11 protein-coding genes are annotated in these 12,870 nt (G+C 30.6%); all 11 read left to right on the top strand.

Annotation, left to right across the window (positions count from 1 at the left end):
- Positions 1–154 precede the first annotated feature (154 nt).
- Positions 155–2,980 carry an aminopeptidase gene (locus tag LQ189_RS06650; protein ID WP_370634836.1) on the top strand — a complete coding sequence of 942 codons (2,826 nt, stop codon included), beginning with the start codon at positions 155–157 and terminating at the stop codon, positions 2,978–2,980.
- A gap of 186 nt (positions 2,981–3,166) precedes the next feature.
- Entirely contained in the window at positions 3,167–5,575 is a 2,409-nt protein-coding gene (locus LQ189_RS06645; RefSeq protein WP_230155219.1) for a thiamine pyrophosphate-dependent enzyme, read from the top strand.
- A gap of 143 nt (positions 5,576–5,718) precedes the next feature.
- Positions 5,719–5,910 carry a hypothetical protein gene (locus LQ189_RS06640; protein ID WP_230155218.1) on the top strand — a complete coding sequence of 64 codons (192 nt, stop codon included), beginning with the start codon at positions 5,719–5,721 and terminating at the stop codon, positions 5,908–5,910.
- 107 nt (positions 5,911–6,017) lie between these two features.
- Positions 6,018–6,692: a peptidoglycan DD-metalloendopeptidase family protein gene (locus tag LQ189_RS06635; RefSeq protein WP_230155215.1), complete on the top strand. Its 675-nt coding sequence runs from the start codon at positions 6,018–6,020 to the stop codon at positions 6,690–6,692.
- 74 nt (positions 6,693–6,766) lie between these two features.
- Positions 6,767–7,174 (top strand): hypothetical protein, encoded by a 408-nt coding sequence (locus LQ189_RS06630; protein WP_370634835.1) that lies wholly within the window; start codon positions 6,767–6,769, stop codon positions 7,172–7,174.
- Positions 7,175–7,556: 382 nt separating this feature from the next.
- Positions 7,557–8,117 (top strand): AraC family transcriptional regulator, encoded by a 561-nt coding sequence (locus tag LQ189_RS06625; RefSeq protein ID WP_086455095.1) that lies wholly within the window; start codon positions 7,557–7,559, stop codon positions 8,115–8,117.
- A gap of 2 nt (positions 8,118–8,119) precedes the next feature.
- Entirely contained in the window at positions 8,120–10,588 is a 2,469-nt protein-coding gene (locus LQ189_RS06620) for a PAS domain-containing hybrid sensor histidine kinase/response regulator (protein WP_230155211.1), read from the top strand.
- Complete coding sequence (locus tag LQ189_RS06615; protein WP_230155209.1) at positions 10,585–11,019, top strand: response regulator; 435 nt, start codon at positions 10,585–10,587, stop codon at positions 11,017–11,019. The genes LQ189_RS06620 and LQ189_RS06615 overlap by 4 nt, the downstream gene beginning before the upstream one ends.
- 197 nt (positions 11,020–11,216) lie before the next feature.
- Entirely contained in the window at positions 11,217–11,411 is a 195-nt protein-coding gene (locus tag LQ189_RS06610; RefSeq protein WP_230155207.1) for a hypothetical protein, read from the top strand.
- Between the two features lie 130 nt (positions 11,412–11,541).
- The gene (locus tag LQ189_RS06605; RefSeq protein WP_230155205.1) at positions 11,542–11,877 is read left to right on the top strand and encodes a DUF892 family protein; all 336 of its coding nucleotides are present in this window, start codon (positions 11,542–11,544) and stop codon (positions 11,875–11,877) included.
- A 224-nt stretch (positions 11,878–12,101) separates the two neighbouring features.
- Positions 12,102–12,575 carry a Dps family protein gene (locus LQ189_RS06600; RefSeq protein WP_230155203.1) on the top strand — a complete coding sequence of 158 codons (474 nt, stop codon included), beginning with the start codon at positions 12,102–12,104 and terminating at the stop codon, positions 12,573–12,575.
- Positions 12,576–12,870: the final 295 nt, after the last annotated feature.

Below are 12,870 nucleotides of genomic sequence, written 5' to 3'. Positions count from 1 at the left end.
GTATTGAATAATACTTATATTTAGCCCTTTGAGTGCAGCAGGTTTATTTTAAAAAGAAATGATTTTAATAAAGAATCTTAAATTTTTAAACCCTTTTTTTACAAAAAGCACTTGATTTATTATTAGCATTAATTTTAAACAAAGGAGTACAAATTTGAAAACCTATATAAGAGTTACGTTAACATTTTTTTTGTTTATTGGAATACAAAAAAATTACAGTCAGCATTATACTAAAATGCAAGCGGTTGTTCATCCTGAAAGCAAAACTATCACCGTGGAACAGGAATTTGTGTATCACAATGAGTCGAATGATACGCTTACATCTTTAGTTTTTAACGATTGGAACAATGCATATGCTACTAAATTTACTCCTCTAGCCAAACGTTTTTCGGACGAATTTTATAGAGGTTTTCACCTAGCCAAAGAGGATGATCGTGGAAGTACTCAAAATTTAAAAATACTAGATACAACCACCGAATTACAATGGAACCGACCTGAAAAAAACGCAGATTTAGTTGTTGTTACGCTTTCTAGCGCTTTATTACCAGCTCAAAAAGTAAAACTTAGTTTTACCTACACCTTAAAAATACCAAATTCAAAATTCACAAATTATGGTGTTGATAATAACGAAAACTACAACTTAAAAAACTGTTTCTTAGTTCCTGCTCGCTACGATAATAACAACTTTGCACTTTACAGCAACAACAATCTTGATGATAGTGCAAACGGAATTACAAGCATGGAAATTTTACTGACTATTCCAAGTACAAAAATCCTTTCTACTGACTTAAATTCACAGGAACTTACTGCAAATGGTGGTATTACAACACATCTTTTGAAAGGTAATAATAGGACAAATGTAAGCTTGATACTTACCTCAAAGCCTCAATTCATAAGTTATAAGAATAATATTGTAGATGTTGTTACTGATCTCAAAAATACTAAATTAGACGATATTCAAAAAGCAATGATTATTGATAAAGTAGTCAATTATACGCATACACTTATTGGGAAATATCCTCATGAAAAAATCATTGTTTCACAAAATGATTATGATAAAAATCCGTTTTATGGTTTAAACCAATTACCCTCTTTTTTAAGCCCATTTCCTGAAGAGTTTCTTTATGAAATTAAGTTTTTAAAAACATACTTGAATTCTTTTCTTAAAACAAGTTTACACCTTGACCCTAGGAAAGAAAATTGGATTTATGATGGGATTCAGGTTTATGCTATGATGCAATATATTGACCAAAATTATCCTAACACAAAAATGATTGGCAACCTAGCCAGATTTAAACTATTGCGCAATTTTAATATTGCAAATATTGGTTTTAATGACCAGTACAGCTATTTTTATATGTTAATGGCTCGTAAAAATCTGGATCAACCTCTAGCTGAATCAAAAAATAATTTAATTAAATTTAATGAACAAATTGCTAATAAATACAAAGCTGGATTAAGTATTAGGTTTCTTGATGATTATCTTAAACAAGATATTGTGACCCAAAGTATTCAAGATTTGTATGCAAAAAAACAAAATGCACTTGCAACTAGAACTGATTTTGAAACGCTTTTAAAATCTAAAACTAAGAAAGATATAGGTTGGTTTTTTACAACCATGATCAACTCTAGAGATCTTATTGATTACAAATTTACAACTCTAAGTAAGACAAAGGATAGTATTACTTTTTCTGTAAAGAATAAAACAGGAACGGCAATTCCTATACCTGTTTATGGAACTAAGAAAGGTGCTACTGTTTTTAAACAATGGTTTGATATTGAAGCTTGTGACAGCACTATTACCATTCCTAGAAAAAACATTGATCGCTTGATTTTGAACTTAAAAAATGAGGTGCCAGAATTTAACTTGCGGAATAACTGGAAAAAATTAAACGGTTTTTTCCCAAATAACAGACCTATTAAATTTGTTTTTATGAAAGATCTTGAAGATCCGTATTACAATCAAATTTTGTACGTCCCTTCTATTTACTATAATTTATACGATGGCCTTACACCTGGAATTAGATTGCACAACAAAACTATTCTGGATAAACCTTTCCTTTTTGATGTAAATCCATCCTACTCTACTCGATCACAAAATGTTTCAGGATCAGCGGCATTTGTTGTAAATCAAAACATTCGAACAAGTTCTTTGTATAATATTCGTTACGGCATAAGTGCTAATTACTTTAATTATGCACAAGACGCAGCGTATTTAAGGCTAAATCCATCTATTCAATTTCGTATTCGTGAACCTAATTTTAGAGATAATAGAAAACAATTGATATTGCTAAGGCAAGTCATAGTGAATAGAGAAGAAAGCGCTTTTGTAACCGATAATACAACTAATAACTATTCTGTTTTTGATGCTCGCTATATCAATACTAAAACTGAAGTTACCAATCACGTCAATTTTACAACTGATTTACAAATAGCAAGTCAATTTAGTAAACTAACAGCCGAAATGGAATTTAGAAAACTTTTTGAAAACAACCGGCAACTTAATTTGCGTTTCTACGCAGGAAGTTTTTTATACAACAAAACCCAATCTGACTTTTTTAGTTTTGCATTAGACCGTCCAACTGATTATTTATTTGATTACGGCTACATTGGTAGATCAGAAAACAGTGGTATTTTTAGTCAGCAATACATCATTGCCGAGGGTGGTTTTAAATCAAAAATAGACACTCCATTTGCAAACAGGTGGTTGACTAGTCTAAATGCTAGCTATAGTATTTGGAACTGGATTGAATTGTATGGAGATATAGGATTTATGAAAAATAATGGTTCAAAAGAGCGTTTTGTATACGATAGCGGTATACGCTTAAATCTAGTAACCGACTACTTTGAACTGTACTTTCCTGTTTATTCTAACAATGGTTGGGAAATTTCTCAGGATAAGTACAACGAAAAAATACGCTTTATAGTAACTTTTTCACCTAAAACATTAATCAACCTTTTTAATCGAAAGTGGTTCTAAACGGAAGAGATATTGTCAAATTATTGAATTATTATCAAATATTTACTGATAAAATTACACATAATAAAAAAATAAAGTTCTTTTACTTAGAATAAATTGTGAAAATTAAATTCTATTTTTTTCAATGTGCTATGATAATAGGTTGTTTTTAAGTAAATTTGCAGCATAAAGTTATACTTTTCTATTATGATAAAAGAAAAAACCAATTCTGCATTGACATTTGAAGATTTCAAAATCGAAGTTTTGAAAGACTATACCACAGCAATAATAAGCCGTGAGTGCAGTTTATTAGGACGAAAAGAAGTATTAACAGGAAAGGCCAAGTTTGGAATTTTTGGTGATGGTAAAGAAGTTCCCCAATTGGCTATGGCCAAAGCTTTCAAAAACGGCGATTTTAGATCTGGGTATTACCGTGATCAAACCTTTATGATGGCAATAGGTGAACTTACAATTCAACAGTTTTTTGCTGGACTGTACGGTCATACCGATATCAAACACGATCCAATGTCGGCCGGAAGACAAATGGGTGGACATTTTGCTACGCACAGTCTCAATGAAGATGGATCATGGAAAGACTTAACAAAACAAAAAAATTCAAGTTCAGATATATCTCCTACTGCAGGCCAAATGCCACGTTTGTTAGGACTTGCTCAAGCCTCTAAGATTTACAGACAGGTATCAGGCATTCCTAATGCGGCAAATTTTTCTAACCAAGGAAATGAAATTGCTTGGGGAACTATAGGTAATGCAAGTACATCTGAAGGATTATTTTTTGAAACAATCAACGCAGCAGGTGTTTTACAAGTACCAATGGTGATGAGTGTTTGGGATGATGAGTACGGAATTTCGGTTCATGCTAGACATCAAACTACAAAAGAGAATATTTCTGAAATCTTAAAAGGTTATCAAAAAGAAGCAGATACTAATGGGTATGAAATCTATAGAGTAAAAGGTTGGGATTATGCTGATTTGATTACTACTTATGAAAAAGCAGCTACAATAGCTCGTGAAAATCATGTACCCGTATTAATTCATGTAAATGAGCTAACACAACCTCAAGGACACTCGAGTTCTGGATCACATGAGCGTTATAAAAATGCAGATCGATTAGCTTGGGAAAGAGAATTTGACTGTATCAGACAAATGAAGTTATGGATGATAGCCATAAACATTGCCTCTCCCGAAGAAATTGATGCTATTGATGCTCAAGCAAAAAAAGAGGTTTTAGAAGGTAAAAAGGCAGCTTGGACAGCTTTTCTTGAGCCTATAATTGAAGATCAAAAAGACTTAATAGCACTATTGCAAAAAATTGCAAGTACTAGTGCTCACCATGAGCGCATCATGCAGTATGTAGGCGAACTAAGTGGTATAAAATCTCCTCTTAAAAAAGAAATCTTGGTTGTAGCTCGAAAAGTACTGCGATTAATTTTGAACGAATCTGGAAAAAATGAGCTTTCACAGTGGATCACAAACTACATTAAGAAAGAGCAGATAAACTTCAGTAGCAATTTATTTTCTGAAACAAAGGAAAATATATTTTCATCAAAAATAGCATTACCTACTTATGCAGATGATGCAAAAGAAGATACTGATGGAAGAATGATTTTGCGTGATAACTTTGATGCTATTTTTACTAAATATCCTGAAACATTGATATTTGGTGAAGATGCTGGAGCAATTGGCGATGTAAACCAAGGTCTCGAAGGAATGCAAGAAAAGTATGGAGAACTAAGAGTAGCTGACGTAGGAATTAGAGAAGCTACTATTTTAGGACAAGGAATAGGTCTTGCCTTGAGAGGCTTACGTCCTATTGCTGAAATTCAGTATTTAGATTATTTATTGTATGCGATTCAAATCATGAGTGATGATTTAGCTACTTTACAATATAGAACAGTAGGAAAACAAAAAGCGCCACTAATTATTCGTACACGCGGTCACCGTCTGGAAGGAATTTGGCATTCAGGTTCACCAATGGGAATGATCATCAATGCAGTGCGTGGTATTCATGTTTTGGTACCTAGAAACATGACTCAAGCTGCCGGATTTTATAACAGCTTATTAGAATGTGACGAACCAGCTCTAGTAATTGAATGCTTGAACGGATACCGATTGAAAGAAAAAATGCCTTTGAACTATGGAGAATTCAAAACTCCAATAGGTGTAATTGAAACCCTCAAACAAGGAAACGACATCACACTTGTTTCTTATGGTTCTACGTTGAGACTCGTACAACAAGCTGCAATAGAATTACAAGAAGTTGGTATTGATTGCGAAGTTATTGATTTACAAGCACTTTTACCATTCGATATCAATAAAGACATTATCAAAAGTATTGCAAAAACAAATCGTTTGCTAGTAATTGATGAGGATGTTCCAGGAGGAGCTTCGGCTTATATCATGCAACAAATTCTTGAGGAACAAAATGCTTATGAACACCTTGACAGTAAACCGCAAACTTTAACTGCAAAAGCCCACAGACCCGCTTATGGTACTGATGGCGATTATTTCTCTAAACCATCGGCTGAGGATATTTATGAAAAAGTTTATGATATGATGCACGAAGTAAATCCATTAAAATTTCCTTCATTGTATTAATTTTTTTAAAATAATTTTAAAACCAATCTAAATCAGATTGGTTTTTTTTTGTCACTTAATTTTCTAAAAAACAATCCTCAACAAAAGTTAAACTCTACCGTACAACTTCCCATTTAATTATTTTTACTACGAGTAAAATAATTATGATAAAATATAATTGGTATGGATGGCAAATAGGAACATCAACATTTGGAATTTTTGACACTTTTGAAACGGAAGAAGGTCGGAAAGCACATTTGGCAGGTAAAATAGCCGAAGCTTTAATGGTAAATGCAGGAACACTTTTATCAAAAGATCCTGTAATTGAATTTGTAGACTTACTTGCTGTAAAATAAGTACCTCTAAAACATATTGTATTTAAGAAAACATCTTAATTAATTGTTATAATGCCAATATAGCGGGGCTATATTGGCATTATTTTATATTTTTAATGAAAAAAATTATGCAACCGCTAGAAAACATACTAAAAAACATTCATGATTGTAAAGTAATTGATAATACAATTTCATATAGTGATTATATTCCACTGGATTTATCAGTACACAATACTCATTTTCAAAACCTACAATTGAAAAATGCCCCCGAATTTGAGCATTACATAGACAACTATTTATTAGAAAAAAATGCTAAAGTAGCTTATGGAGGTTACAATGAAACTAGAGATTTGTATAAGCGTAGTGGTATATTTAATGATCCTAATATTGAAGAAAGGAACATTCACTTAGGACTAGACTTATGGATAAAAGCAGGAACGTCAGTATTAGCGGCTCTTGACGGTACCATTCATAGTTTTAATTACAATACTGGTTTGGGTGATTACGGTCCTACAATAATTTTAGAGCACACCATTGAGGAACATCTGTTTTACACCCTTTACGGACATTTATCTTTAGATAGTTTAAAAAATATTGCTGTTGGTGATTTCTTTGCAAAAGGTCAGTTGCTAGCTACACTTGGAGAAGCAGCTGTAAACGGAGATTATGCCCCTCACCTACACTTTCAAATTATAAAAAACATACAAGGAAAGCATGGAGATTATCCAGGAGTTTGTAGTAAAAAAGATTTAGATTTTTATCTTGAAAATTGTCCCGATCCTAACCTATTACTTAAAATATAAATATGAAAAAATTAATTTTACTTACAGCTATCTTATTGGTTATTATTGGTTGTAAAACCACTAAAGGCATAACAATGAATCCCAAAATAGCAACGAATACAATAAAAATAGCTGTAGGTGAAATCAGTGATATTCAAAAGAACAAGGCCTATGAACTAGGTAAACGTGTTTTAATGACGTGTAACACTTCTAAATTCAAACCTTTTACGGCTGATGAAGCAACATCATCAGTGATTCAAAATACCACACAAGAAAGACTTACTAAAACATGTCAACGATTTAGACAATATTACGGCACATTTGAGGATTTAAAACTGATAGAGGCCTACGCAATTAAAAGCGATAATTCCATTATTTTTAGATACAAAGCACTTTATTCTAAAAATGTCGCCAATAAAGAATTGAGAGTCACAATGACATCTACTAATAAGGTTTCCTCCATAAAATCATTAGACTGGAAAGATGAAATTAGTATAAATTAATCACTCATTTAATTTCTAAGTTTCCCATTTAATATATTTACCTTGTAATAAACTCAAAATCAAGAGCTATTTTCTATTTTCCTGAAATATTTAACCTAAATTATTTTACAAGTTTTCAATTTAATTATATAACAAATAAAATGTTGACTTAGTATAATTTTACAGTATCGAAAAAACGAACAAAATATTTGATTGTATTATTTCGATAATTGTATTTTACTATTTTTTAAACGTCTCTAAAATTAATTTTATAAATAATTAGTTTTTGTGAAAATTAAATTCATTTGGAAGCACCTTTAAATTAAATAACGTAACTTACATATATTAAACACGTTACAAACACAACATTAAATAAATTTATTTGAAACTATACATTAAATACATGGTGAGCAATCGTTGTAAAATTGCTGTCAAAGAAGAGTTAAAAAAGCTGAAACTCCATTTTGTGGTTGTTGATTTAGGAGAAGTCGAAATCATGGAAAACTTATCTATGGAGCAAAGACAAATCTTAAAAGCTGCACTTCTTGATTCAGGGCTTGAGTTGATGGATGATAAAAAATCTATGTTGATAGAAAAAATAAAAAATGTCATTATTCAGATGGTACACCACTCAACTGAAGTCATTAAAATTAACTTTTCAGATTATTTAAGTCAGCAGTTAAACCATGATTACACCTATTTATCAAATTTGTTTTCTGAGGTTCAAGGTACTACTATTGAACAATTTATTATTTCACATAAAACTGAGCGCATTAAAGAGCTTATAATTTACGGAGAATTAAACATTACTGAAATTGCTTGGAAAATGAATTACAGTAGTGTAGCCCATCTTTCGAGCCAGTTTAAAAAAGTGACAGGCTTATCTCCTTCACATTTTAAAAAATTAAAAGATAAAAGGAGAAGTCCAATTGAAGAAATTGGAAATCACAAAAACAACTTATAGATATGTATTACAAAAATGGAGAAATCCAAGAAAATAACGATGTTCAGTATAACCGAAATTTAATAGAGTCTATACTAGAGCCTATTTTTATTGTAAACATACAAGGTGAAATTATTGATTTCAACAAAGCAACTTCATTAATTATTGGTAAAGAACGTGAAAATATACTGTATTCCAATTTTGAAGATTATTGTCATCCCGTTCAGCAAGTTCGAAATCTTATATCAATAGTTTGCCAAAAAGGATCTCTATACGATCAAGCATTAGAAATTAAAGGTGAAGCTGGTAATTTAATACCCATCTTATGTAATGGAACACCTTTTAAAGATAACGAAGGAAAATTAATTGGTGTTATTTTTGTTGTACGTGAAACCTCAAAACAAAAATGGTCTATTGAATTAGAGGAAGCTCATAAAGAAAAAGAAAAACAACAAGACCTTAATAAAGAACTTGAAAAACTTAATAACTCTGCAATTCTAGCATCTCAATATACTTTGAGTTTAATTGAAGCCAGCCAAGATCCGCTAGTTACTTTGAACACCAAAGGTAAGATTACGGATATGAATCAGGCCTTGGTAAACAGTACTGGTATGTCAAGAGAAGAGCTAACTGGATCTGATTTTTTTGATTATTTTACCGAAAAAAAGAATGCTCGTGAAGTGCATAAAGAAGTTTTTGATAAAGGAAGCGTTTCTAATTTACCACTTACTATAAAACACAGAAATGGAAAATTAACTGATGTACTTTGCAACGGTTCTGTATACAAAGATGCACAAGGAGAAGTGGCTGGTGTAGTTATAGTAGCGAGAGATGTAACAGAACAAAAAAAAATAGCTTCGGCCCTGATAGAAGCACGAGTATTTGCTGAACTAGCAACCGAAATTGCAGAAGAAGCTAAAAAAAATGCCGAAAGTGCAGCCATAATTGCTAAAAATGCTGTAAAAGCCAAACAGCAATTCTTATCTAATATGAGTCACGAAATTAGGACTCCAATGAATGCAATTATTGGATTCACAAAAGTTGTTTTAAAAACAGATTTGACGGTAAAACAATTAGAATACATCAATGCTATAAAAATGAGTGGCGATGCATTAATCGTTTTGATTAATGATATCTTGGACCTTGCCAAGGTAGATTCTGGAAAAATGACTTTTGAGAAAAAACCATTCAAATTGAATGCTTCACTTGAATCCATGCTTCATTTATTTGAAAATAAAATTCAAGAAAAAAACTTAAAACTTATTAAAGCATACGATCCAAACATTCCAAAAGTTTTAGTGGGTGACCCTGTTCGTTTGCATCAAATTATTTTGAACTTAGTGAATAATGCAGTAAAATTTACACAAAAAGGTAAAATAACAGTTAGTGTACAACTGGTTTTTGAGGATGATGATCGCGTAGTTATTGAATTTGCTATTACAGATACCGGAATAGGAATTCCACAAGATAAATTAAATCATATTTTTGAAAATTTTAATCAAGCATCAAGTGGTACTTCTAGAATGTACGGTGGTACAGGATTAGGTTTAGCAATTGTAAAACAACTTGTTGAATTGCAAGGTGGCAAAATAAGAGTAAAAAGCAAAGTAAGAAAAGGATCTAGTTTTAGTTTTTCATTAAGCTTTCAAAAAACAAATGCAGATGCAGCTCTTGAGAATGATTTGCTCGAATTGGATTCTGAAATAAAAAATATCAAAGTTCTAGTAGTTGAAGATATAACCTTAAACCAGTTGTTGATGAAAACTGTTTTGGATGATTTTGGTTTTGAACGTGATATTGCCGATAATGGCAAGATTGCTATTGAAATGCTCAAAAACAAAGAGTACGATATCGTTTTGATGGATTTACAGATGCCTGAAATGAATGGATTTGAAGCTACGGATTTCATTCGAAAAAAAATGAAATCACAAATCCCTATTATTGCCTTAACTGCAGATGTAACAACTGTGGATCTTGATAAATGTAAGGCTGTAGGAATGAATGATTATCTTGCTAAGCCTGTTGATGAAAGGCTTTTGTATAGCAAAATTGTAGGGATTCTTAAAAAACCTAAACTTGCTAAACTATCTGCTAAATTAAACGAAAATTTAGATACAACTGTAAAAAAGATTAGATGTATTGACCTTGTATATTTAAATCAAAAAACAAAATCAAATCCAGAACTTATGATGGAAATGATTGATTTATATCTTGCTCAAACACCAACATTAATAAATACCATTAAACAGAGTTTTGCAGAACAAAATTGGCAATTATTGGCTGCAGCAGCACATAAAATGATTCCTTCATTCTCTATTATGGGTATTAGTACTGACTTTGAAGATATTGCCAAAAGAATTCAGGAGTTTGCAAATTCACAAGAAAAATTAAATGAAATTGATGGATTAGTATTGCAATTAGAGGAAATTTGTTTGCAAGCTTGTGGAGAATTAGAAGAAGAATTAAACATTATAAAAAATAAAAAAAAGTGATAAACGAAAATAAAATTAAGATTTTTCTAGTAGATGATGATGCTTTATTTTTAAAATCATTGGAAATTGAATTTAATCAGAACACAAATTTTGTAGTAGAAACCTACCCTACTGGAGAAAAGTGCATAGAAAATTTAAATCATTCACCTGATTTAGTTATTCTTGATTTTCAATTAGATGGAATTGTAATAGGTGCTATGAATGGCTTGCAAACGTTAGATAAAATAAAAGAATTAAACTCAAATATTCCTGTCATAATGCTTTCATCTCAGGATAAGATAGAGGTTGCCGTGCAATGTATGCATCACAAGGCATTTGATTATGTGGTAAAAAGTGAAACCGCTTTTTTACGCTTAGAAAAAATAATTTCTACAATTTTTAAGTATCAAAAATTAGAAAAAGAACTGCAATGGTACATGGATAGAATGTAGATTTTTCTCTTCTATTATATTACAGCTACGCTTTAGCTTTCAATTTTAAATAGTTTTAAAATTGAAAGCTAAAGCGTTTTTGTTAGTGCAAAAAAGACTTTAAATCATTTTGTGTGAATGATATAAGTATTATAAAAAATTGTACAACAATTACAGAGTTCTTTACAACTATTTTTGTTTAACTAAATTATAAAAAAATGAACATCAAAAGAATTTTTGGAACAATACTCACTGTCCTTGGAATAGGTGGATTAATTTATACAGCTATATTATTCTCATCGGCAAATTCTGATTTTGAATCTGTTAAACCTTTACTCATTTATGGTATTCTTGGTGCTGTATTTTTTATTTCAGGAATCAGTTTAGTTCGTACTACTAAAGACGAATCTTAAATTGAATTAATTGGATTCTTCTAATTTTTAGAATTTCTATTGAATTAAAAGATCTTCAAGAAGTTTTGTATTTAAAGTATGAGTACATAGTATTTTTTTAATTATTCATAAATTCCAAAAAGATCATTAAATGAGAAAATTAAAAATTAATAGGTTTGAATTATTGAAAAATTATTTTCAAAATGAAAGTGATTTAGAGTTTGTAGGACCTAAAAATCAAACCTGTAGAAACATTTATCTTGAGGAATTACAAGACATATACTTTTCTGAAAAATTACTTTTAATATCGATTCCCATATTGATCCAGAAAGCAGCGAGTAAGGAAATTTCGGATGCACTTACAACCCATTTACAGTTTACAAAAGAACACATTCAGCGACTTGAAGATTTCTTTGATTCAATTGGAGAAAAAAATATCGCATTAAACTATTCTTCTTTATATGAAAACGAATCTAATACTCCATAATCAGTTCCTACTCTATTGGTTTTATTTTCAATTTTCTTGTAAAAAAATGTCCAAGAAACAATTAAAAAAGAAAATAGAAAATGTTAATCATATAACTTTTTCAATTAATAATGTAATATAAAATTACTGTACAAGATTCACCTTTGTAAAAATTTAATTCTTGATTACAGGACAAAAAAAATCTGGTTAATAACAATCAATAATTAATTATAAAAAAACTCATTATGAAACTAAATATTGGAATCACGGAAGAGCACTTAAAAAGTAGTATTACAATTTTGTCATCACTTTTAGCAAATGAAATGACTTTGTATATAAAACTTAGAAAATTTCATTGGAACGTATCTGGGCAAAGTTTTATGGAATTGCATCAATTATTTGAAGCTCAATACACAGAGCTTGAAGTAGCTATTGATGAAACTGCCGAACGAATAAGCAAATTAGGCGGGAAAACAATTGGGACTATGAGCGAGTTTAGTAAATTATCTGTTATAAAAGAATCTCCTAATGTATACCCAGTTCAAAAAGAAATGCTACAAGAACTTGTAAATGATCATGATACGTTAATTGTACAATTAAGAGAAGATATTGATACCTGCGACAGCAAAAATAATGATGCTGGAACCGCTGATTTTCTTACAGGATTAATGAAAGATCATGAAACAATGGCTTGGAAGTTAAGAAGATACTTAGAATAAAAAATTAAAAAAAAGTTATGATCAATTTAAAAAATGAGGTTTTAAAACCATCAAATAGTAATTGTAGAGTGGGAAAAACAGCCCCTTCTCAAAGATACAATTATACACAAAGAAATACAGTTTCTATAAATACGAGTAAAGTGAAATTTACTTAAATAGAAATTATAAATTCCTTTTTTATAAAGTGAAATTATCAAAAATAGGTTGAGTTTTGTTTGGTTTGGGCTGTTGGAAACAACAGCCTTTTTTTTACAAATTAAATAAAACATTCTCCCACAAAGTAAACTTGAAGTAT

The sequence above is a fragment of the Flavobacterium sp. CECT 9288 genome, assembly GCF_918731615.1.
GTDB lineage: Bacteria > Bacteroidota > Bacteroidia > Flavobacteriales > Flavobacteriaceae > Flavobacterium.
This window is presented reverse-complemented; position numbering and strand designations above follow the sequence as displayed.